This window comes from Vibrio sp. 1288 (genome assembly GCF_033344475.1).
Window position 1 is genome coordinate 1 of record NZ_JAWPOX010000010.1, and the last position, 22,689, is coordinate 22,689.

Genomic DNA, 22,689 nt, shown 5'->3' on the forward strand with positions numbered 1-22,689 from the left:
TACGGCCAAGAGCAAGAAATCAACATCAGCGCAAAAGCGGGTGACGATATCGAAGAGCTTGCGACTTACATTAACGGTCAAACTGACCTAGTGAAAGCCTCAGTAGACCAAGACGGTAAACTGCAAATCTTTGCTGGCAACAACAAAGTCGAAGGCGAAGTCGAGTTTTCAGGCGGCCTATCTGGTGAGCTAGGTTTGGGCGAAGGTAAAAAAGTGACGGTAGATACTATTGACGTAACCTCAGTTGGTGGCGCACAAGAATCTGTTGCTATCATCGATGCGGCACTGAAATACGTAGACAGCCACCGCGCAGAGCTGGGTGCATTCCAGAACCGTTTCAACCATGCAATCAGCAACTTGGACAACATTAACGAGAATGTGAACGCGTCGAAGAGCCGTATCAAAGATACAGATTTTGCGAAAGAAACGACTCAAATGACCAAGTCACAAATTCTATCGCAAGCGTCAAGCTCAATCCTTGCGCAAGCGAAACAAGCGCCAAACTCAGCGCTAAGTCTGCTAGGTTAATCAATTTTACAAAGCAAGAAACCAAAGCCAGGCTCATCCCTGGCTTTTTGCTTATTAGCTATAACGATTCAGATATGTCCTGACAGTATGTTCGATAAGGCATTCATATCGATTAGATGATCTCTTTAAATTCCAATGTTTCTGCGATGGTGGCGCAGAGACACCTGAGTCAAGCAGCTGCGCAAAATGTTGAGTCACAACGCGACCTAACTTCGGGATTTCGAATCAACTCGGCGAGCGATGATGCGGCAGGTTTACAGATATCGAATACTCTCCATGTACAAACGAGAGGGCTTGATGTCGCCTTAAGAAATGCACACGACGCTTTTTCTGTTGCTCAAACAGCGGAGGGAGCATTGCACGAAAGCAGTGACATATTGCAACGCTTACGCTCTCTGGGGCTTCAAGCAGCAAACGGCAGTTATGACTCAAGTGATCGGCAAAGTATTCAATATGAGGTCGTAGCGCTGCAAGATGAGCTTGATCGTGTCGCGATCACGACAACATTTGCGGATAAAAACCTGTTTGATGGATCTTACGGTTCACAAAGTTTCCATATTGGCGCGAACGCTAATTCAATCTCTTTGACGTTACGTAACATGCGTAGCCATATCCCAGAGATGGGAGGGCAGCATTATGTTGGTGATGCGGTCGATAAAGATTGGCGAGTCACTAAAGATAACCAAACCCTAAAAGTCGAATACCAAGACAGTAAAGGGCAAACCCAAACGGAATCCATTGGACTCAAATTGGGTGACCGTATAGAACAGGTCGCCACTTACATCAATGCTCAACAATCGATAGTGAATGCTTCAGTAACGGAAAACAACGAACTGCAATTCTTCGCTTCTACGATGAATGCGCCAGAGGGTGTGCTTCTCGATGGGAGTTTAGCGGATGAGCTTGATGTGAGCGCTGGTCAATTAGTCACAATGGATGACATTGATATGTCGACGGCAGGTAAGGCTCAGCTTTCAGTTGGGGTGATTGATGCAGCAATTAAGTACGTTGATTCGCACCGAAGTGAAATTGGCAGCTTTCAGAACCGTGTAAACGGCTCGATGGATAACTTAAATACTGTGAATCGGAGTGTTACAGAGTCCAAGAGTCGAATAAGAGATACAGACTTCGCAAGAGAATCTACGGAAATGGTGCGTTCTCAAGTGCTCCAAGATGCGACAACAGCATTATTGGCTCAGGCAAAGCAAAGGCCGAGTTCGGCACTTGGATTACTTAGCTGAGCGGATTTCATTGATGTAAGTCGATTAGAAACAAAATTTCAGGTAATAAAAAACGCTGCCAATGGCAGCGTTTTTTCGTGTTCGATTAAGTAAAAATTACTTAGTTACACGTAGAACTGGAGTTTCACCAACAGTTACAGAACCAGAAAGCTTGTTTAGCTCTTTGATTTCGTCCATGTTAGAGATAACAACTGGAGTTAGCGTTGACTTCGCTTTCTCTTCTAGAAGAGCTAGATCGAATTCAATTACAGTGTCGCCAGCTTTAACAGTTTGACCTTCTTCAGCGATACGCGTGAAGCCTTCGCCTTTTAGTTCAACTGTGTCGATACCGAAGTGAACGAAAAGCTCAACACCGTCGTCAGACTCGATAGAGAACGCGTGGTTAGTTTCGAAGATCTTACCGATAGTACCGTTTACAGGAGCTACCATTTTGTTGCCTGCTGGCTTGATAGCAATACCGTCACCAACGATTTTCTCAGCGAAAACAACATCTGGCACGTCTTCGATGTTTACAATCTCACCAGAAAGTGGCGCGATGATTTCGATAGCACCAGCGTCAGCGCTGTCATCAGATACAAGCTTCTTAAGTTTGTCAAACAGACCCATTGTGTCATGCTCCTAAGGTTTGGTTTTATTCTGTCGAATTATAGTATACCAATATAGCTCATTAGACGACTTTTTTCGCCGTCTAATGGCCATTAAGTATTGAATTACTTGGTACTACCGATTACTGAGCTTTCTCAGCAATAAACTTTTCTACCACGGCTTCGATTTCTTCTGCTGTCGGTAGAGAAAGGGCTTCTTCAGCCATTGCTTTCACTTCTGCGAAGTTAGAGTTACGAACTACTTTCTTCACTTTAGGGATTGAAATGCCGCTCATTGAGAACTCGTCCAGACCCATACCTAGAAGTAGAAGTGTTGCACGCTCGTCACCTGCAAGTTCACCACACATACCAGTCCATTTACCTTCTGCGTGAGAAGCGTCGATAACTTGCTTGATCACAGTAAGTACAGCTGGTGATAGTGGGTTGTATAGGTGAGAAATCATCTCGTTACCACGGTCAACCGCTAGCGTGTACTGAGTTAGGTCGTTTGTACCGATAGAGAAGAAAGACACTTCCTTCGCTAAGTGGTGTGCGATCGCAGCAGCAGCAGGAGTTTCAACCATAACACCGATTTCGATGTTTTCGTCGAACGCGTGGCCTTCAGCGCGTAGCTCTTCTTTGTACTCTTCGATCGCTTTCTTAAGCTCACGGATTTCTTCGACAGAGATGATCATTGGGAACATGATACGCAGTTTGCCGTGTGCAGAAGCACGTAGAATGCCACGTAGCTGATCACGAAGGATTTCACGACGATCTAGACTGATACGTACAGCGCGCCAGCCTAGGAATGGGTTCATCTCTTTTGGAAGATCCATGTATGGGAGATCTTTATCGCCGCCGATATCCATAGTACGGATGATCACAGCTTGACCGTTCATTGCTTCCGCAACTTCTTTGTACGCTTGGTACTGTTCTTCTTCAGTTGGTAGCGCAGTACGGTCCATAAATAGGAATTCAGTACGGTACAGACCAACACCTTCACCGCCGTTACGAAGGATACCGTCACAGTCTTTCACTGTACCGATGTTACCGCAAACTTCTACACGGTGACCGTCAGTCGTTTCTGCGTGTAGGTCTTTCAGTTTCGCTAGCTCTTCTTTTTCAGCTAGGAATGCTGCTTTAACCGCTTTCGCTTCTTCTAGCTCAGCTTCTGATGGGTTAACAACAATCTTGTTGTTCATTGCGTCAAGAATCAGCATGTCGCCATTCTTAACTTTCTTCGTGATGTCGTTAGTACCAACGATAGCTGGAAGCTCAAGTGAGCGAGCCATGATTGAAGTGTGAGATGTACGACCGCCGATATCACAAGCAAAACCAAGCACGTAGTCTAGGTTGATTTGTGCAGTTTCAGATGGCGTTAGGTCGTAAGCAACAAGAATTACTTCTTCGTTGATATCGCTAAGCGAAACAATGTTGATGCCTAGTGCGTTCTTAACAAAACGAGAACCGATATCGCGGATGTCAGTTGCACGCTCTTTTAAGTATTCGTCGTCTAGAGACTCAAGAGCACATGCTTGCTCTTCGATCACTGAGTGGATAGCGTTATCAGCAGTCATCTTGTCGTTTTTGATAAGTGCTAGGATTTCCTCTTCTAGCTCTTCGTCTTCAAGAAGCATGATGTGACCTTCAAAGATCGCTTCTTTTTCTTCGCCAAACGTTTCAAGCGCTTTTTGCTTGATAGTTTCTAGCTGAGCTGCAGATTTGTTACGAGCGTCAAAGAAACGCTGAACTTCAGCTTCTACTTGATCGTCAGAAATAGTGTTTGTGTTTAGGACAATTTCATCTTCTTGAAGTAGTAGTGCTTTACCGATTGCAATACCAGGAGATGCTAGGATGCCTGAAATCATAGCCTTACCTTAAGTTTGGTCAACTTTATAAAACGGGAGAATAATGGGTGCGCTAACGAATAGTTTTAGCTTAGTTTTGAGCCTATTTCCAACGAAGCCATTTTGCTTTCACAAAATGGCTTCTGGAGTAGGAGACCGGATTAGTGTAGTTGGTCCATTAGAGCAACTAGGTGGTCAACTGCTTGCTGAGCTTGTGGGCCTTCAGCAGAAATAGTAACTTGAGTACCTTTTACTAGGCCTAGTGTTTGTAGTTTGAACAGGCTCTTAGCGCTAGCGCTTTTACCGTTAGAAGTCACAGTGATGTCTGCGTCGAATGCTTTCGCTTCTTTAACAAACTGTGCAGCTGGACGAGTGTGAAGGCCGTTTTCTGCTGTGATTTCTACTTGCTTCTCGTACATGTGATATACCCCAATAAATGTATTTTTTTGTTAGTTTGTGACCAGATTTTAGCTTAACTGCTTTACATCTTGTGCGCTAGCACGGGAAGAGTTCAAAGCGCGTCAGTTCTGATACTAGTCAAAAGTTTGGTAACTACGCAACTGTTTGCGTGCGTAATCACTTTGAAACCTTTTTGTGTTCTGCTTCTTTATTTTGAAGCTAGAAATAAAACACCCTGATATTACCAAAGGTAGGGCAGGGATCAACAAAAAAGCCCCTAAACGGGGCTTTTTTAAACTAAAAATTGATTTGAACACATATTATTGTTGGTTCTCTTTTTCGGTAAAGATACCTGCAAAGAGTGCTGTACTTAGGTAACGCTCACCGGAACTTGGCAAGACAGTTACAATTGTTTTTCCTTCAAATTCAGGTAGTTCCGCAAGTCGGTTCGCTGCAACAACCGCTGCGCCTGATGAGATACCAGCTAGGATACCTTCCTCTTCCATTAGGCGACGAGCCATCTCAATCGCTTCTTCTGAGGTAACTTGCTCAACACGGTCAATAATGTCTAAATCGAGGTTACCTGGGATAAAACCAGCACCGATACCTTGGATTTTGTGCGGAGCAGGTTGGATTTCTTCGCCAGCAAGTGCTTGTGCAATAACTGGAGACTCTGCTGGCTCAACTGCGACAGAAGTGATGGCTTTGCCTTTTTCACCTTTGATGTAACGGCTTGTACCTGTGATAGTACCGCCCGTACCGACACCAGCAACGAATACGTCGATTTCACCGTCTGTCGCTTCCCAAATCTCAGGGCCCGTAGTCTTTTCGTGGATCTCTGGGTTCGCAGGGTTGTCAAATTGTTGAAGAAGTAGGTATTTCTCAGGGTTGCTTGCTACGATTTCTTCTGCTTTAGCAATCGCCCCTTTCATGCCTTTCGCCGCTTCAGTCAGCTCAAGGTTGGCGCCCAGTGCTTTAAGTAGCTTACGGCGTTCTAGGCTCATTGATTCAGGCATGGTCAATGTTAGCTTGTAACCGCGAGCGGCCGCTACGAATGCTAGAGCAACACCTGTGTTACCACTGGTAGGTTCTACAAGCTCTACACCTGGCTTAAGAAGCCCCGCTTTCTCTGCTTCCCAAATCATGTTTGCACCGATACGGCACTTAACACTGAAGCTAGGGTTACGCGCTTCAATTTTCGCAAGAACTTTGCCGTTGCTTACTTTGTTTAGACGAACGAGAGGTGTATTACCAATAGTAAGAGAGTTATCTTCGTAGATTTTGCTCATAGTGATGTTCCTTCATTACACGTTGTGTGAATATGGATAGAAGAATATGCGGTATGAAAAAAAGGGAAAAGGATTAAAAAGTTATATCTTATTAGGTTGGCCCAGAACTTGATAAAAGAAAAGGGAAAAGCTGGCGCTGATCCCTTTCCTTAATCTCTAGTCGACTATCGTTGGTGCTTAAACTCCGCGACCCACATAGCGGTTGCACCACATATTGCTACAGGCATGACAATGAGGTTCAAAATTGGGATCGTCGTAAACACAGACACCAATACCCCAAAGCCATAGGCCTTACCTTGCTTTTGTTTCAATTTGTAACGCATGTCGTTAAATGGGATTTTATGGTTATCAAACGGGTAGTCACAATATTGAATCGCGAGCATCCAGGCGGTAAAGATAAACCATAAAAATGGGCCTACTGTTTGTCCAAGGGCAGGGATGAGCAATAACAGGAATAGGCCTATTGCTTTAGGTAAAATGTAAAGGAGCTTTCTCCACTCACGAGCTAAAACGCGAGGAACATCTTTCAGGACGGCAGTGAAACCATCATCATTTACTTTTTGTCCCGTTAAGTACTCTTCCACTTTTTCAGCCAAGAGGCCATTGAATGGCGCGGCGATAAAGTTCGCGAGCGTGCTGAAAAAATAGGAGAAGGTAGCGAGTATCGTCAGAGCGAGTAAAGGCCAAAGAATGTAAGTTAACCAGGATAAAAACTCAGGCAGCTGCCCAATCCAGCCTTCTATCCATATATTAAGGTTTGAAAATAGATAGAAGATGGCACCACCTACAAGCAAGATATTTGCAAGTAGAGGTAAGATGACAAAGCGCCTGATTTTAGGGGCAAGTGCCAATTGTATCCCGTATAGAAAATAACCGAACCCGGTTCTCTGCTGATTGTTTTGCTTCATGTCTATTTTGGCTTCGTGTAAATGAAAACTCATTGTACCTGTGAGGACTTTTCTTTCAATGCCCTGACAAATGACGTCTTGTTAAGTGGAATCGTGGCAAGAATCACAACAAAAAACGGAACTTCTTGCATTAAGTTGTTCTAAATCTACATATAGTTTTGGTAAAGTAAACGTATCATTCAGATTTATTGCACTTGGGTTGCTGCTCAAGGAACTGCGAGTAGTAAAAACAAGTATATTGAGAGTAAATAATGCAGGAATTGCGATTCGTACTCATTGTTGTTGGCGCATTAGCCATCGCGGCATTACTGTTTCATGGTTTATGGAGCAGTAAAAAAGAAGGCAAAGCAAAGTTTGGTAACAAGCCACTTGGTAAGCTGGATGTTAACCAAGAAGACAAAAATGATCTTGTTGAGAAAGAACGAGACTTCGCTCCCGCTCCTGAAGATGACTTTGAGATCATTCGCAAAGATCGCAAAGAACCAGATTTTGGGATGGCGAGCTCTTTCGACAACAAGTTTGAATCTGACCCGTTATTCGGTGGTCCATCTGAAGTCAAACAGACGCAGCAGGAGCCGGATGACATCCCTTCATTTGTTGCAGAAAAAGATAAAGAAGAGGACGTTGAGCCTGTTGTTCAAGCAACAGTAGCTGAAGAGCCATTCCAGCCCGCTGTGGAAGAAGACGCTATTCCCGCCGCGTTTGATATTACGGAGAAAGAACAGCAAGTCGAAACGGTTAGTGAGCCTGTCGTTGCAGAGCCTAAGGAAGAGCCAAAGCCAGAATCTGAAATGCAAGTGATTGTATTGAATGTGCACTGTGCGGGTGAAGAGCCATTTGTTGGTACTGCTTTATTTGAGAGTATGCAACAAAACGGCTTAATTTATGGCGAGATGGATATTTTCCACCGTCATGTCGACTTGTCCGGTAACGGCAAAGTGCTGTTTAGCGTCGCTAATATGATGCACCCTGGTACGTTTGAGCATGCTGATCCTGCTGAGTTTACAACGAAGGGTATTTCATTCTTCATGACATTGCCTTGTTATGGCGAGGCTGAACAGAACTTCAACTTAATGCTTCGAACTGCGCAGCAAATTGCTGATGACTTAGGTGGTAACGTACTTGATGACCAGCGCAACTTAATGACGCCAGATCGTTTAGCATCTTATCGACGTCAAATAGTTGAGTTTACTGCCGCTAACGCATAATCTTAACAGCAAATAATAATAGGGCTCCGGATGGAGCCCTTTTTCTTGGATTTCCCAACCTCACCGATTGAAAATACACGGGGCTTTACTATGTCTGAATCAGTACTTCAGCGACTAGAAGAACTAAAAGAGTCGTTGCATTACCACGCTGTGCGTTACTACGTGGAAGATAACCCAGAGATCCCTGATGCCGAGTACGACCGTTTAATGCGAGAGTTACTGGATATTGAAGCTGAGAACCCTGACTTAATAACCGTAGACTCGCCAAGCCAACGTGTCGGTGGACAACCTCTCTCTGCGTTTAGCCAAGTGACACATGAAGTACCGATGCTTTCGCTTGATAACGCGTTTGATGATAGTGAACTTGATAGTTTCCACAAGCGCGCACAAGAGCGCGTGGGCAGCCAGAGTGTGAAAGAATACTGTTGTGAGCCTAAATTGGATGGACTCGCCGTAAGTTTGTTATATGAGAGTGGCGTATTAGTTCAGGCGGCCACTCGAGGCGATGGTACTACGGGTGAAAACATCACAGAGAATGTGCGTACGATTAAAGCCATTCCTTTAAAACTCAGAGGTAATGACTGGCCAAATCGTCTTGAAGTTCGTGGTGAAGTCTTTATGCCGAAAGCTGGGTTTGAAAAGCTCAATGAATTAGCAAGGAAGAAAGGCGAGAAAATCTTTGTTAATCCACGTAACGCTGCGGCAGGTAGCTTACGACAATTGGATTCACGTATTACGGCTTCTCGTCCGCTTAGCTTCTATGCATACAGTGTAGGCGTGGTGCAAGGTGCAGAATTGGCAGCAAGTCATTACGAACGCTTTTTGCAAATCAAATCTTGGGGACTGCCAATGTGTCCGGAAACTAAGCGAGTTGAAAGCTTGGCGGATGTAAAAGCTTACTACCAAGATATATTGCAGCGTCGTGATGCCCTCCCTTATGAGATCGATGGTGTCGTTATTAAAATTGACGATATTGCCGTGCAAGAGCGTCTGGGTTTTGTTGCTCGCGCTCCACGTTGGGCGATTGCCTACAAATTTCCAGCTCAGGAAGAAATGACGACACTGAATGAAGTGGAGTTCCAAGTCGGTCGCACTGGTGCGATTACACCTGTTGCTAAACTAGAGCCTGTATTTGTTGGTGGGGTAACGGTAAGTAATGCGACGCTTCATAACGCAGATGAGATAGAACGTCTGCAAGTCAAGATTGGTGATCACGTTGTGATCCGCCGTGCTGGCGATGTTATTCCGCAAGTCGTTTCTGTCATCAAAGAGCGTCGACCAGAAACAGCTCGAGATATTGTTTTCCCAACTCAGTGTCCTGTTTGTGGTTCGCATGTTGAGCGGATCGAAGGAGAAGCGGTAACACGTTGTATGGGGGGCTTAGTTTGCCAAGCCCAACGCAAACAAGCGCTAAAACACTTTGTTTCTCGTAAAGCGTTAGACGTTGACGGTTTAGGCGATAAAGTGATCGAGCAGCTTGTTGATCGTGAGATGGTGAAAACTCCTGCTGACTTATTTAAGTTATCAGCGGGGATTTTAACCGTACTAGATCGCATGGGGCCAAAGTCTGCGCAGAATATTGTGAATGCGTTAGAAAAATCCAAAGAAACAACTTTACCTCGGTTTTTGTATTCACTGGGGATCCGTGAAGTTGGCGAGGCAACCGCAGCAAACTTAGCAATGCACTTTAAAACGTTGGGAGCGATCCAAAATGCTACCGAAGAGCAGTTGATTGAAGTGCAAGACATCGGTGCTGTGGTTGCTCAACATATTACGACTTTCTTTAGTGAAGAACAGAACCAAGCGGTGGTTAAAGATTTGCTTGAACAAGGAATTCATTGGCCAGAGATTAATACTACTGAGCAGGTGGGGGAATTACCATTAGAAGGTAAAACAGTAGTATTAACGGGAACACTTTCTCAACTGGGGCGTACAGAAGCCAAAGAAGCCCTCCAAGCACTGGGGGCTAAAGTGACGGGTAGTGTTTCTAAGAAAACCGATATTTTGTTTGCTGGTGAAAATGCAGGTTCGAAGCTCGCAAAGGCACAAGAACTGGGTATCGAAATTAAAACAGAACAAGACTTACTCGAATTGATGAATTAAGTCTTCTCAAAAAAGCTAAAAAATAACTAAAAGCCCCGTATGGTAAGCATGCGGGGCTTTTTCTTGTTCATAATTAAGTGTTTTTTTATTGAGTAATTGATGCCTTTGTTCTTTTCAGTGATCAAGATCGAACCTTGGGTTATTGGTTTTTTGGGCTTTTTTAGTCTGCGAGTGACTTCAAGTTGATACTTTCAGGCTAAATTTAAATGTTTGATTTTAAATGATATTTTGTTGAGTTGTGTTGGTGTTGTTAAAAATAAGATCTGGATCAATAAGTTATATGGAACTTTGGAGTGGCTCATATTTTTTTAGAAAAAAAATAAGTTCCATTTGGATGTTTTTAGCTGCGAAGTTAGTCTTAATCACGTGGATACACGGTGTGTATGCAGGAACTAAAAAAAGCCAAATTAGAAATAATGAGGTTTGATCAGGAATTTACTTCTCTCCTTCGGCGGCCAACTAAAGGTGAGATAGAAAAATACAGCTATATCCATTTTTAGGAGTTTTTCCATGGACAAATTTTTTAAGGTTTCAGCGTTAACCGCAGCAATGTTTGGTGTTGTTGCTGTCGCTCCAGCTACAGCGTCTACTGAAAGTGCAGCAGGTGGCGAGTACGTAGAGAAAGTGAACGAATTTATGCAAGACTCAAGTCTGAATGCATTATTCATAGTTGATACTCGTTCACGAACTCGTACAACAGGTAAGCCCGGCGGTGAAAATGGTGACCGTTGGAGTCGTCTAAACTACTCTTCTTACAACGCAATTTTAGACTTCACTTCTGGCTACCACGATGGTTGGGTGGGCGCAGATGTTGCGGCTTACTACTCTGGCGATCTTTACAACGATAGTCTTTACAATTCAAACGAAGGCTACCTATGTAACGAAATCTCAACTTGTAACAACCTAGACTGGGGTGCAGGTGATGGTCAGCAGCTTAAAGTTTACAAAGCAGCGCTGAAATTCAAAGCAAACGAAAACTTTAATGCTCGTTTCGGTATGTTACAGGCTGGTGGTAACGGTACAATCGGTAACGTTTGGAGCTTTGTACCTGGTACTTACCGTGGTTTCGAACTAAACGCTAAACTTGGTGATTTCAACCTAAGCTACTTTGGCGCAGACCAATTTACAGCACCTTGGCTGCTTCACGAAGATGATTACGCACCAGCGCTTTGGTCTGACACTTCATGGAGCTACCTACACTCTCTAGGCCTAAACGGTAACCTAACTGACAGCTTGTTTATGCAACTTGGTTTGGGTCAAGCTACTGGCGTTCAATATGCAAATGGTGTTGACTGGGGTGCAGGTCAAGTAACTAGCTACCACAACGAAACTGACAACACTTCTTACAAGGCTTACTTGAAGTACACTGTTAGTGACCGTACAACTCTAGCATTTGATTTCTACGGTGTTGACGATGATGTGAAATACGATGGTCTAGGTTTCCACACTGGTCTATCTTTGAATCAATCTTTCGGCAAGCTAGCTTGGATGTCTGAGTTGCGCTACACAGACACAGATAACCGTGCGGACTTCGTTCCTCGTACTATTCATACATATGGTATGAACAATGGTACTTGGTCTCAGTGGTGGGACGCGCTGTCTGACTGGAACAAAGCGGGTGAGCTAGCATGGTACAACCGTCTATCTTACAACCAAGGTAACGGCTGGAACTACTACCTAGGCTTTGGTTACGGTACTGGCGCTGACTCTGCAGCAAGCGGAGCATCAGGTGACTGGGATTACGAAAGCGAATACGCAGTTAACGCAACAGTATCTTACTCACTACAAAGTGGCGCGCTTAAAGGTTCTACCATTCGTTTACACGGTACAATCCTAGAACGTGATGAGTACGCAGGTGCTGGCGATGCGGATGAAACAGACTTACGTCTACAAGTTCTTATCCCTTACAGCTTCCACTAATACTTAATTAGATAATAAAAGGAGCCGCTAGGCTCCTTTTCTATTTCACTTCTCGGCCGTCGTATATTTTGCAATATAACGGTGGCAACATATGTACATTACCGTTTGGCAACTCACACTTTATCTCTGGGCCTAACGTACGACCACCGGATGCACCATTAGCATGAGTGGTTAACGGAATTATGGCAAAAGATATTACTAATAGACCAGATAAAAATCTCATAATAATCACCTTAATATAAACTTTAAATATCTACGTGCTTGTATAAACCGTGACTACGCAGAAAGGCAAGGTTGAATAGGGCTCTTATATCAAACTAAGCTCTTACTTCTTTACTATTCCCATTCCCCACCTCTAAATCGACACATTTCACTTGGAATATTCGTAACGTCGCCACTTGGCATCTTACATTCGACTATAGGTCCCAAATTAGTTGTACCGCCGTTTCCGTTGTTGTAGGCAAAGGAAGAAAAAGAAAAAATACCGCACAACATTAAAAAGAGAAGCTTATTCATAGTACATCCTCTTACTTACCAAATAAAAAGCACTCAACTTAAATGCTTATGCGTTAAGTATGTATCCGAGGATAAAAAGATCAAAAAATAATTCAATAAAGTTTTATTTTTTAAAATAAATTTAGATAGATAATTTACCTAGATATATTTCTATCTTATTGATTGTCGTGTGTTGAATAATTAAATAATAGGAAATGGTAGGTAGGGTATTAATAATATTACTAATACTTATTTTTTTCTCGATTTTAATTAAGGTAATGAAATGAAAGCAGTTGTTTAGATTAAAGTAATGGAGCATGATTTGCCCCATTACTTTGGCATAAATTAATTAGAATCAGGCTCAATGATTAAAATAATACCTTCAACATCGGTGATTCTTACGCGGGTACCGGCTGGAAGTGCTTGATCCGATTGTGCGGACCATGTGGTATCGGCTACCTTGATGCGATTGAGCCCGACGGAAAAGTCTTCTTCAAGGATAAGAGTACGCCCAATTAACTGCTTGTACTTTTGGTTCAGATCTCTTTCTTGGTCTTCTTGCTTGTCTTTAGACCATTGTCGTCGCCACCAAAGCCAGGTGGTGATTAAGCTGAAGCTTGCAAAGCAAAGCCATTGCAATTGCCAGCTCATTGGCAAAACGGTCATGAGTGCTCCAACGATAAGTGCAGACATCCCGAGCCAGAGAAAATACCCTGCGGTACCAAGTAGCTCAACTGCTAAAAGAGCAAAGCCAAACGCTAGCCAATGCCAGAAAGAGATACCTTCCAACAAACTAAAAAAGTCCATAAATTATTCTTTATCTTGCTGTTTAAACATTTCTGCTATCCCTGCAACCGAGCCCATTAGTCCGGTTGCTTCTAATGGAAGCATAATGATTTTACCATTTTCGGCTTGACCAATGCTCTTGATCGCTTCGGTATAACCCTGTGCAATGAAGTAATTGACGGCTTGCATGTCACCTTTTGCAATGGCTTCGGAAACCATGTAAGTCGCTTTTGCTTCTGCTTGCGCGGCACGCTCACGTGCTTCTGCATGGAGAATAGCAGACTGCTTTTCGCCTTCAGCTTTTAATATCTCTGATTGTTTATGACCTTCGGCCTTTAATATCTCAGCTTGGCGAACCCCTTCTGCTTCAAGAATTTCCGCACGCTTATTACGCTCGGCTTTCATTTGCGCATTCATTGCAGCGGTCAGATCGGCTGGTGGCTGGACATCTTTAATCTCAATTCGTGTGACTTTTACGCCCCAAGGGTTTGTTGCTTGGTCAACAATCGCCAACAGCTTAGAGTTGATCATGTCGCGTTGGCTCAGCATTTCGTCCAGTTCCATTGAACCTAAAACGGTACGAATGTTCGTAAGGGTCAAGTTTCTAATAGCGTGTTCTAAGTCGTTGACTTCATAAGCCGCTTTGGCAGCATCGATCACTTGAACAAATCCGACAGCGTCAATAACCACGTTAGCGTTATCTTTTGAAATGACCTCTTGCGCAGGAATATCGAGAACGCGCTCCATCATGTTTACTTTTTGACCAATTTTATCAACGAATGGAATGATCAAGTTTAAACCCGGCTTTAATGTGTGGGTGTAGCGTCCGAAGCGTTCAACTGTCCAGTTGTTTCCTTGCGGAACCGTTTTAATGGCTGAAGATAAGATAACGACAGCAAGAACGACGAAAATACCGATGGTGATCAGTGAATCAATTGGCATGAGTTATTCCCTTAAGTGCATAATGTTCGATCCATTTTTACCTATTTATAGACAATAGACAATTGAAGTTCTGAGACCTTTGAGAGGTTATTGGTTTTTTATATGACAAAGGCCGGAAATCCCGGCCTTTGTTGTCTTATTCTTAGAAGAATGCGGCGCTTAGTACAAAATTGAGTAAAGCTGGCGACGATATTTGCTTGCTAATGCGTTACCTTGACCTAGCGCACTGAGAATATCCATAAAAGTCTTCTTCACGTCACCGTCTTGGGCGCCCAAGTCTTTTTTAAGAATATTCCACAGCAGTTCCAACGCTTCTTCATCCCGACCAACTTGGTTGTATTGTACCGCCAATTCACAAGCGAGTTCGAAGTTTGCCATGTCTGCTGCGTATGCTTGTTCTAGTCGCTGTAACTCAGGGCTATCTGCAGCCTGCAAATGCAGCTCGAGCTTGGCTATTAGGCTCTTGTAGTAGTTATCTTGATACTCGAGAGGGATAGCGTTCAGTAGTTCTTGGGCAATATCAAATTGTTTGGTTTCTAGCAAACAATCAGCCATCGCGAGTTTCACATCACCACGCTCTTGCAGCTCTGGCGGCAAAGTGTGGATGATGCTCAAAGCCTGAGCATGCTCACCTTGCTGAAGAAGTTCACTGACTTGTTTTAATAGTTGTTCATCTGGGCTTGGCAAATGCTTTTGTAGCATGGTAGCAATGGCATCAATTGGCTGGGGGCCTCCCAGACCATCGACGGCTTGACCATTTATAAACAGCGCGATAGTTGGCAATACTTGCACGCCAAATTGAGACGCTAAAGCGGGCTGATCTTCACAATTTAGTAGAGCAAGCGTAAATGCACCGTTGTACTGTTGAGCAAGAGATTGCAACTCAGGGAGTATCTGTGCGCTTTCTGGCTGAGCGTTGGCCCAAAAGTGGATCAAAACGGGCGTGTTCATTGATCCTTCAAGCGTTTCGCGAAAGTTCTGTTCTGTTATCTCAACGATAAATGGGGATTGCATCAGAGTATCCTTGCCTTGTGTCTTGTCGTTGATATTAGATATGGAGTTGATTTAGGTGAAATTCAAGCGACATTCACCATCAATAATGAATCATTCTATTTTGAGAAAACGTGAGGTAATAGAGTGAGGTTATTGCTGCTCAGGTGTTAGATAAAAAGAAAACGCTGCCGAAGCAGCGCAATTCTAATGCTATTTGTTAGTGCGGTATCAAAATAGGATGAACATGGTCAACACTACACCCACACTAAGCCAGTTAAGCTGATTTAATGTCATTGTTGCCTCGCAGTAGTATAAACATTGCTACAAAACGTAATGGGTGGCGATACCAAATCTAAGCAACTCAATCACTTTGGGCGAAAGAATCCCCGCTGAATTGCGTAGAAATTGATTCGTTTAGTTGAGGTTTTTTTAACCTACATGTTCATAATGACATCACATTGTTACGGTGAAATTACATTTCGACAAAACTTTTTTATGCAGCCTGTCGCAAAATTTTATCAAGTGCACGGGTTGGTAATAGTCTTTTCAAGACTGCGAATAATTTAGTCGGTGTAGTAATTCGATAACGAATTTTCGGTGAAACGCTAGTTAATGCATGAAGAACTGGTGCGATGCAAGACTCTGCAGGCAAAACAAATCGATTATTAGACTTGTCGTTGTTGAGTCGCTCTCTTTGTCCTTCATAAGCATCACGATGGGGGCTAGATTCAATATCAACCCACTTCTCAAAGGCTCGTAATGCATTGTTTCTAAATTGAGTTTCGATCGGTCCTGGTTCTATCAATGCTACTTTGATATTCGTATCCGCAAGCTCTAGCCTGAGCGTATCTGTCCAGCCTTCTAAGGCAAATTTTGATGCATTATAGGCACCACGGTATTTCATTGCGGCAAAACCAAGAACAGAGCTGTTTTGTATGATGCGTCCTTCGCCTTGCTGGCGCATATGGGGAAGCACTTCTCTGACCAACTGGTGCCAACCAAAAAAGTTGGTCTGAAATTGATCTTGAAGAGCCTCGGTGGGTAAGTCTTCCAGTGCTCCGGGCTGACCATAGGCACCATTATTGAACACTGCGTAAAGCTTACCTTCTGCTAACTCTAGCGCTTGCTTCACGCCCGAAGAAATGCTTTCTGGGCTATTTAGGTCTAGATTGATGCAGGTTAGCCCTTCATTAATTAGGCGCTGGACATCTTGTTCTTTCCTACAAGATGCAATGACATTAAATCCCTTGTTTTGTAGGGCGTGAGCGCACACGTAACCGATGCCGGTTGAACAACCCGTAATGAGAATCGATTTTTTCATAATTTAATTTAAGACTCAGAAACATTGATTAGAGCCATCATTCATCAGCTCCGTTCATGAAGCAAGTGCTTGAGTGCTGGCTCTATTCTGGAGTAGCTAAATTTAAAGCCCAGTTCGGTGAGTTTTTTGGGTTTGGCTCTCATGCTATCAAACAACAAGCAGGAAGATTCTCCCATTAGGAGTTCCATCGCCCATTTAGGCGTGAACAAGATATGCGGACGTTTTAGCGTTTTAGCTAGTGTGCCGCTGAATATACGATTAGTCACAGGGTGGGGGGCGCACATATTGAATGCACCGTGGGCATGTGGTGTTTCAAGCAAGTACATGATGGCGCGGACCATATCTAGGATGTGAATCCAAGGCATGTACTGATTACCGTTCCCAAGTGGGCCGCCTACGCCAAGCTTGTAAGGTAATAGCATCTTTGCCAACGCACCACCATTAAGGCCGAGTACCACGCCAGTTCTCATTAGACAAACCCGAGTTTGTTCCGACTCTGCGCGCTTGGCTATTTGCTCCCACTTTGCACATACCTCGTGAGGAAAGCCGTCGCTATTAACATGTAAGCACTCATCAAACGGATGATCTTGTTGATCACCATAGTAGCCAACTGCCGAGCCACTAATAAAAACAGAAGGAGGTTCGGTACTAGCGTGGATCAGCTCAACAATTTGCTCGGTAATTTTCCAACGACTTTTGCAGATTTTTTCTTTTTGCTCGCTGGTCCACCTTTTATCCGCAATAGGCTCACCTGCAAGATTAATGACGGCATCAACGTGATTGAGATCGGCGAACGACTCGAGCGAGTCAAGGTATTCGATATTACCCAGATCAGCATGCTGTAGGCATTGTTTTGCTCGCTCTGGAGAGCGTGTAAGTAGCATAACCTGGTGAGTTGATAGCAGCTTGAGCAACTCCGAGCCAATAAACCCAGTGCCACCTGTGAGTAATATCTTCATGTTATCTCTTTGAATGTACACGTATTAGAACATTATAGTCGCTTTGTGCTTAGCTTGATCATCTCAACACCATTATTTCTGGGATAGTGACAAGCTGGCAGAGATACTATTAACTTCACATATTAGAAAATATGTAACTAAATGTTATAGATGGCGCTAGTGCATTCACGGTAGAAGAGTGAAATCTATGCCAGACTAGAAGTTATCGCTCATTGGAACGAGCGTAATCAATTTGCAAAATCAAGGAGGATAGGCATGGAAGCATTTGTTGCGCTTTTTCGAGCGCTCCTCAATAGTGCTCGTGACTTATTACCCATCATCATTGTTATCACTTTTTTCCAATTAGTCGTTTTGCAAGAGCCACTGCCCAACCTGGTCTCCATTCTTTTTGGCTTGTTGCTTGTCGTTTTAGGATTAACCTTTTTTATCTTTGGCCTAGAACTTGGTCTTTTTCCTATCGGAGAGAGTATGGCTCAAGCCTTTGCAAAAAAAGGCAGCGTGTTTTGGTTATTAGTCTTTGCGTTTTGTTTGGGGTTTGGCACCACGATAGCTGAACCTGCATTAACCGCGGTAGCGGAAGAAGCCTCAGAAGTTGCGGCAGAGGGCGGAATGATCGCTAACTCAGAGCAGTCCATGCAGGATTACGGAGAAGGACTTCGAGTAACAGTAGCTCTCTCAGTGGGGATAGCCATCGTTATCGGTGTTTTGCGTATCTTAAAAGGGTGGCCGATTCATTACATGATCATTGGTGGCTACGTCGGCGTTGTAATACTGACGTGGTTTGCACCTGAAGCCATTATTGGTGTCGCTTACGATTCCGGAGGTGTAACCACGTCCACCATAACAGTACCTCTGGTCACTGCACTGGGCGTCGGTTTAGCGTCTTCTATTAAAGGGCGTAACCCTATGGTGGATGGCTTTGGTTTAATCGCTTTTGCCTCGCTGTTACCGATGATGTTTGTGATGGTTTACGGAATGGTCGTAACATGATTTCAATTGATCATTTCCTAGACACTTTATTATCGACCGTTCGAGACGTCGTTCCCATCGCCAGCATTATTTTTGGTTTTCAGTTAGCGGTGTTAAGGCGTCCTGTTAGCAACCTTAAGAAAGTTTTGCTTGGGTTCGTTTATGTGATTTTCGGGCTAGCTCTTTTTTTACTTGGATTAGAAATGGCGTTGTTTCCACTTGGGGAGACGATGGCTGTGCAATTAACGGCGCCGGAGTTTTTACAAGAGTTCAAAGTATCTGTAGGGAAAGCCTTAATGTGGGTCGACTATTATTGGGTTTACACCTTCGCCTTTTTTATAGGCTTTAGTACCACGATTGCAGAGCCTTCTTTAATCGCTGTAGCGATAAAAGCAAACCAAGTCTCTGGAGGCAGTATCAGTATTAACGGCTTGCGCGTAGCCGTTGCGTTTGGGGTGGCAATTGGTATTGCATTAGGGAGTTACCGGATTGTCGTGGGCGATCCCATTCATTATTACATCATCGCGGGTTACATCGTCGTTGTGATTCAAACGTTTTACGCTCCCAAGCTTATTGTTCCACTCGCCTACGATTCTGGAGGCGTAACAACTTCTACTGTCACTGTCCCACTTGTAACTGCATTAGGGTTAGGGCTTGCTTCGACCGTCCCTGGAAGAAACCCAATGATTGATGGCTTTGGCTTGATCGCGTTTGCCAGTCTATTTCCTATGATCTCTGTGATGGGCTATGCGCAAATAACCCAGTGGCTGAATAAAAACATCTCGGAGGAAGAAGAAAATGCGCTTTAAATTGATACTTGCGTTTGTTGAAGACAGCAAAACAGACAAGGTGTTGGACGCTGCACGCGATGCTGGTGCGACCGGTGCAACAGTGATTAACAATGCTCGCGGGCAAGGTTTAAATCAAAAGCGAACGTTTTTTGGTTTAACGCTAGAAGTGCAAAAAGATGTGCTGCTGTTTGTGGTCGAGGAACATCTCTCTCGACACATATTAGAAACCATTAATGAGGTTGGTGAATTTGACAGAGAGTCGGGACAGGGGATTGCTATTCAGATCGATATTGAAGATGCAGTCGGTGTCGCGCATCAAGTAGAAACGTTGACCAAAGTGGTTGAGGATGAATTATGAGCAGTCAAACGATAATTAGAGTTCGAGATGTTATGGCGGCAACGTATGTAATGGTTGATGGACTGATGACCGTATACGAAGGCATAACGCTAGCGAAAAAATACCAAGTCAAAGCGCTGGTGGTGAAAAAGCGAGATGATAATGATGAATATGGCATCGTGTTGATGAATGATATCGCCAAAAAGGTGCTGGCGAATAATCGTTCTCCTCAGCGCACAAATATTTATGAAATCATGACCAAGCCCGCTTTGTGTGTCGAACCAGATATGAACGTAAAATATTGTGCCCGTTTGTTTGAGCGATTTGGCATAAGCAGAGCGCCGGTCATTGAAAGTGGCGAGGTCATTGGGATGGTGAGTTATAACAATATTGTCATCAATGGTATGGTGCGAGAAGAAGTGTAATAGGTTGATATAAATGAAAAATCAACGAATTTTTTCTCAAGTCAGCGACTGTTACAAAGAACTAAAATATTTAATATATGTTAGGTTGCATATGTGTTAATTCACCATTATTCTTTGCGCCCTAAGCCTAATGTCGAGGAATCTGTATCATGCCTTTAGTCTCTTGCCCCGTGTGTGAGAAACAAATCTCAAAACGCGCTCATGCATGTCCAGGATGCGGAGAGCCCGATCCGCTGCACCATCTAGCCAAATCAAAATTTATGTCGATGGTGTTTTGGATACTGGTGTTGGTTGGAACAGCGTATGCAGCATGGTTCTATGTTTTGCCTATGGTCATTGAATCATTGCGCTATCAGTAGTATTCAAACCGTCGTAGGTTGAGCTGCTAAAAAAATGCCGTAGAATGACCTCATACTTTTTGAGGAGACGATGTCGTGAAACTATTTTTTGCCTCAGACCTGCATGGCTCTTTGCCAGCAACTAAAGAAACCATTGATCTATTTTTGGCCTCTGGTGCGCACCACCTGATTTTGCTAGGAGATACGCTAAACCATGGGCCGCGAAACCCTATTCCAGAAGGCTACAACCCTCCACAGGTAGCAGACTTATTGAACCAATACAGTGATCAAATTATTTCTGTACGTGGCAACTGTGATAGTGAAGTGGACCAAATGCTATTGAAGTTTCCAATGATGATGGATTACTCATGGGTGCTACTTGAATCTGGCAAGAGAATCTTTTTGACTCATGGTCACTTGTACAACTCTGAAAAACGGCCGCCACTGCGCGAAGGTGATATCATCGCCCACGGGCATACACATGTTCCCGTCGCAGAGATGCAAGATGGAGCCATTATATTCAACCCAGGCTCGATGACATTCCCACGTAATGGCTTACCGAGAAGCTTTGGTACTCTAGAAGACAATAAGCTAACGGTAAAAACGCCAGAAGGCGAAGTATTAGCACAAACCATGATTTAACGGTTTTACTAAGTAAAAAAATAGGGAGCGAATTGCTCCCTATTTTGTGTCTGAATGTCCTAAATCGCGTTCTGGGTCGATAATGTCTCTAACGCGCTGTTTTAGCACCTTGGCTTCAGGAAAGCCGCTGTCTTTTTTCCGTTCCCAAATTTGCTGGCCATTACAGAAAATTTCGAAGCGACCACCTGTGTCCGGGTGTAAGCTGATTGTTTCTATTTCTTCGCTAAAAGTATGCAGTAATTCTTGCGATAGCCAAGTTGAACGCAACATCCAGTTGCACTGGCGGCAGTAATAAATATCAATGATTGCTTTATCCATGAAACTTTCCTTTTAATCTTTTTAAACCAGCAACTTGATGCCCACCGCAAACGTGAGAATTTCGAATGCAACTTTAATCACTCTGTTACTGTATCGAGTCGCGGCCCATGCGCCTAAACTGCCGCCTAGAAAAGAGCTTAACAATAAAACAGGTAACCAAGCCCAGTGAATAGGCGCCCCTGCCTGTACGACGGCAATGCCTCCAATGCCATTCCAAAACAGGCCGACACAAATCATGGTGTAAGCAACGGCTTGTTTGTAGTCGTAACCAAACCAGCGCACCAAAAATAGTGTCACGAGCAAACCAGAACCTGCGGTAAGAGATCCGTTAATGATGCCGATAAACAGTAAGCCAATTCCACCAATAACCCAACCGATAGGATGACGGTTACGTATTACTTCAGCTTGGCCTAGCGATGTCTTAAATCGCGAGTAGATACCTAGCGCTAGGATCATCGTGCCGAGCATCTTTTCCGCGATACCATCAGGGATCTGTACAATTAAGTTAGCCCCTAAAATCACGCCAATACTACCGGACAAGATAAGGTAGAGCGCGACTTTCCATTTAATAGTGCCTGATCTTAAATGCGTGCTTGCTGCGCCTAAGCCTAAAGCAACCGAAGCCACCTTATGTGTGCCTAGCGCAACGGAGAACGGTAAGCCGAGAAAGATGAGTAAAGGGAATTGAAGCAAGCCTGCTCCGCCACCAGAAAGTGAAGCCAGCGTGTTGGCGATTAGTGAACCGAAAAAAAGGGTAAGGGTATCTAGCCAATCCATAAGCAAAACAAAGGGGGCGTCTTGCCCCCTTATCATCCAATCAAAATTAGTTTTTAAACAGTACCGAAGAACCGTGGTTCAAGCTAGTGAGCAATAGTGTTTTTTCGTTCACGACGTCAATACGACGACTTTGCTCCGCATCTAGCTTAAAAATTTGAGTAATCAAACGTAGCTGTGCTTCGGAAAAGTCTTTTGATTGAGAAGATGAAATATCTTTAAACTCCGAAGGCGAGACCAACAAATAGTTGTCACTTACTTCCCAGCGGCCTTTTTCCGAGATATTTATCGTTGATTCTGCGGTTGAACCTTGAGCGAATAGTTTGATATTTGCTACGCGAATATAGTCACCATTAGGGAGATATTTCACGTTTGATTCAACATTAACTCGGCGTAGTGGGCCGACAGTATCGTCAGGCAAGCTGTCTGTAATGACTGTCACCATGGTCGACTGCCATTCGTTTGCTGTGAGGAGCTGCTCCACTTTTAGGTCACTTCCCCAATACAACCAACTACTGAAAAGAACGGATACGGCCAAAACCGCAGATGCTAATTTAATCTTCATATTGGCC

The 22,689-nt window shown here is 43.9% G+C and carries 24 protein-coding genes; 11 read left to right on the forward strand and 13 right to left on the reverse strand.

Going from position 1 to position 22,689, the window contains the following annotated elements; genetic code table 11:
* Together R8O11_RS09360 and R8O11_RS09365 are read left to right on the forward strand one after the other, a co-directional pair.
* The coding region (locus tag R8O11_RS09360; protein WP_256964111.1) for a flagellin at nucleotides 1-528 on the forward strand (528 nt) is incomplete at its 5' end.
* A gap of 116 nt (nucleotides 529-644) precedes the next feature.
* Nucleotides 645-1,769: a flagellin gene (locus R8O11_RS09365; RefSeq protein WP_318194093.1), complete on the forward strand. Its 1,125-nt coding sequence runs from the start codon at nucleotides 645-647 to the stop codon at nucleotides 1,767-1,769.
* Nucleotides 1,770-1,865: 96 nt separating this feature from the next.
* On the opposite strand, the gene crr is transcribed toward R8O11_RS09365, so the two are convergent.
* The 5 genes from crr to cysZ all read right to left on the reverse strand — a co-directional run bounded on the left by crr (nucleotide 1,866) and on the right by cysZ (nucleotide 6,796).
* The gene (crr, locus tag R8O11_RS09370; RefSeq protein ID WP_005382041.1) at nucleotides 1,866-2,375 is read right to left on the reverse strand and encodes a PTS glucose transporter subunit IIA; all 510 of its coding nucleotides are present in this window, start codon (nucleotides 2,373-2,375) and stop codon (nucleotides 1,866-1,868) included.
* A gap of 121 nt (nucleotides 2,376-2,496) precedes the next feature.
* Nucleotides 2,497-4,221, reverse strand: a complete 1,725-nt coding sequence (ptsI, locus tag R8O11_RS09375) for a phosphoenolpyruvate-protein phosphotransferase PtsI (protein ID WP_318194094.1) — start codon at nucleotides 4,219-4,221, stop codon at nucleotides 2,497-2,499.
* A gap of 140 nt (nucleotides 4,222-4,361) precedes the next feature.
* Nucleotides 4,362-4,619: an HPr family phosphocarrier protein gene (locus R8O11_RS09380; protein WP_005382043.1), complete on the reverse strand. Its 258-nt coding sequence runs from the start codon at nucleotides 4,617-4,619 to the stop codon at nucleotides 4,362-4,364.
* 300 nt (nucleotides 4,620-4,919) lie between these two features.
* Nucleotides 4,920-5,888: a cysteine synthase A gene (gene cysK, locus R8O11_RS09385; RefSeq protein ID WP_047009545.1), complete on the reverse strand. Its 969-nt coding sequence runs from the start codon at nucleotides 5,886-5,888 to the stop codon at nucleotides 4,920-4,922.
* A gap of 164 nt (nucleotides 5,889-6,052) precedes the next feature.
* Complete coding sequence (gene cysZ, locus R8O11_RS09390) at nucleotides 6,053-6,796, reverse strand: sulfate transporter CysZ (RefSeq protein WP_025998633.1); 744 nt, start codon at nucleotides 6,794-6,796, stop codon at nucleotides 6,053-6,055.
* Between the two features lie 251 nt (nucleotides 6,797-7,047).
* Between cysZ and zipA the strand changes: the two genes are divergently transcribed.
* The 3 genes from zipA (at nucleotide 7,048) to R8O11_RS09405 (ending at nucleotide 12,027) form a co-directional block, all read left to right on the forward strand.
* Nucleotides 7,048-8,004 carry a cell division protein ZipA gene (zipA, locus tag R8O11_RS09395; RefSeq protein ID WP_064369048.1) on the forward strand — a complete coding sequence of 319 codons (957 nt, stop codon included), beginning with the start codon at nucleotides 7,048-7,050 and terminating at the stop codon, nucleotides 8,002-8,004.
* Between the two features lie 90 nt (nucleotides 8,005-8,094).
* The gene (gene ligA, locus R8O11_RS09400) at nucleotides 8,095-10,107 is read left to right on the forward strand and encodes an NAD-dependent DNA ligase LigA (RefSeq protein WP_064369049.1); all 2,013 of its coding nucleotides are present in this window, start codon (nucleotides 8,095-8,097) and stop codon (nucleotides 10,105-10,107) included.
* Between the two features lie 510 nt (nucleotides 10,108-10,617).
* Nucleotides 10,618-12,027 carry a hypothetical protein gene (locus tag R8O11_RS09405; protein WP_005382055.1) on the forward strand — a complete coding sequence of 470 codons (1,410 nt, stop codon included), beginning with the start codon at nucleotides 10,618-10,620 and terminating at the stop codon, nucleotides 12,025-12,027.
* 840 nt (nucleotides 12,028-12,867) lie between these two features.
* Here R8O11_RS09405 and R8O11_RS09410 read toward each other — a convergent pair.
* From R8O11_RS09410 to R8O11_RS09430, 5 genes are all read right to left on the reverse strand, one after another.
* The gene (locus tag R8O11_RS09410; RefSeq protein ID WP_017634826.1) at nucleotides 12,868-13,329 is read right to left on the reverse strand and encodes an NfeD family protein; all 462 of its coding nucleotides are present in this window, start codon (nucleotides 13,327-13,329) and stop codon (nucleotides 12,868-12,870) included.
* Nucleotides 13,330-13,332: 3 nt separating this feature from the next.
* Complete coding sequence (locus R8O11_RS09415; protein WP_213886802.1) at nucleotides 13,333-14,250, reverse strand: SPFH domain-containing protein; 918 nt, start codon at nucleotides 14,248-14,250, stop codon at nucleotides 13,333-13,335.
* 159 nt (nucleotides 14,251-14,409) lie between these two features.
* Nucleotides 14,410-15,264, reverse strand: a complete 855-nt coding sequence (locus R8O11_RS09420) for a co-chaperone YbbN (RefSeq protein ID WP_005388628.1) — start codon at nucleotides 15,262-15,264, stop codon at nucleotides 14,410-14,412.
* Nucleotides 15,265-15,736: 472 nt separating this feature from the next.
* Entirely contained in the window at nucleotides 15,737-16,564 is an 828-nt protein-coding gene (locus R8O11_RS09425; protein WP_017819960.1) for an SDR family oxidoreductase, read from the reverse strand.
* A gap of 44 nt (nucleotides 16,565-16,608) precedes the next feature.
* On the reverse strand, nucleotides 16,609-17,523 hold the full coding sequence (locus tag R8O11_RS09430) for a TIGR01777 family oxidoreductase (RefSeq protein ID WP_318057208.1): 915 nt from the start codon (nucleotides 17,521-17,523) through the stop codon (nucleotides 16,609-16,611).
* A 255-nt stretch (nucleotides 17,524-17,778) separates the two neighbouring features.
* Between R8O11_RS09430 and R8O11_RS09435 the strand changes: the two genes are divergently transcribed.
* The 6 genes from R8O11_RS09435 (at nucleotide 17,779) to yfcE (ending at nucleotide 21,025) form a co-directional block, all read left to right on the forward strand.
* On the forward strand, nucleotides 17,779-18,513 hold the full coding sequence (locus R8O11_RS09435; protein WP_005382077.1) for a DUF1538 domain-containing protein: 735 nt from the start codon (nucleotides 17,779-17,781) through the stop codon (nucleotides 18,511-18,513).
* On the forward strand, nucleotides 18,510-19,301 hold the full coding sequence (locus R8O11_RS09440; protein ID WP_005389639.1) for a DUF1538 domain-containing protein: 792 nt from the start codon (nucleotides 18,510-18,512) through the stop codon (nucleotides 19,299-19,301). The genes R8O11_RS09435 and R8O11_RS09440 overlap by 4 nt, the downstream gene beginning before the upstream one ends.
* Nucleotides 19,291-19,641 carry a P-II family nitrogen regulator gene (locus R8O11_RS09445; protein WP_005382084.1) on the forward strand — a complete coding sequence of 117 codons (351 nt, stop codon included), beginning with the start codon at nucleotides 19,291-19,293 and terminating at the stop codon, nucleotides 19,639-19,641. Before R8O11_RS09440 ends, R8O11_RS09445 begins: the two co-directional genes overlap by 11 nt.
* A complete protein-coding gene (locus R8O11_RS09450) occupies nucleotides 19,638-20,045 on the forward strand; it encodes a CBS domain-containing protein (RefSeq protein WP_031781352.1) in 408 nt (135 codons plus the stop codon). The genes R8O11_RS09445 and R8O11_RS09450 overlap by 4 nt, the downstream gene beginning before the upstream one ends.
* 149 nt (nucleotides 20,046-20,194) lie before the next feature.
* Nucleotides 20,195-20,404, forward strand: coding sequence for a hypothetical protein (locus R8O11_RS09455; RefSeq protein ID WP_005382086.1), 210 nt, complete (start codon nucleotides 20,195-20,197; stop codon nucleotides 20,402-20,404).
* 75 nt (nucleotides 20,405-20,479) lie between these two features.
* Nucleotides 20,480-21,025 carry a phosphodiesterase gene (yfcE, locus tag R8O11_RS09460; RefSeq protein WP_005389637.1) on the forward strand — a complete coding sequence of 182 codons (546 nt, stop codon included), beginning with the start codon at nucleotides 20,480-20,482 and terminating at the stop codon, nucleotides 21,023-21,025.
* A gap of 39 nt (nucleotides 21,026-21,064) precedes the next feature.
* Here the strand turns inward: yfcE and R8O11_RS09465 are convergent, their stop codons facing one another.
* From R8O11_RS09465 to toxS, 3 genes are read right to left on the reverse strand one after another with little or no spacing between them, the layout of a single operon-like run.
* Complete coding sequence (locus R8O11_RS09465; protein ID WP_005382088.1) at nucleotides 21,065-21,343, reverse strand: SelT/SelW/SelH family protein; 279 nt, start codon at nucleotides 21,341-21,343, stop codon at nucleotides 21,065-21,067.
* 21 nt (nucleotides 21,344-21,364) lie between these two features.
* A complete protein-coding gene (locus tag R8O11_RS09470) occupies nucleotides 21,365-22,120 on the reverse strand; it encodes a sulfite exporter TauE/SafE family protein (RefSeq protein ID WP_033906922.1) in 756 nt (251 codons plus the stop codon).
* 46 nt (nucleotides 22,121-22,166) lie between these two features.
* Nucleotides 22,167-22,682 (reverse strand): transmembrane regulator ToxS, encoded by a 516-nt coding sequence (toxS, locus tag R8O11_RS09475; protein ID WP_005382091.1) that lies wholly within the window; start codon nucleotides 22,680-22,682, stop codon nucleotides 22,167-22,169.
* Nucleotides 22,683-22,689 lie beyond the last annotated feature (7 nt).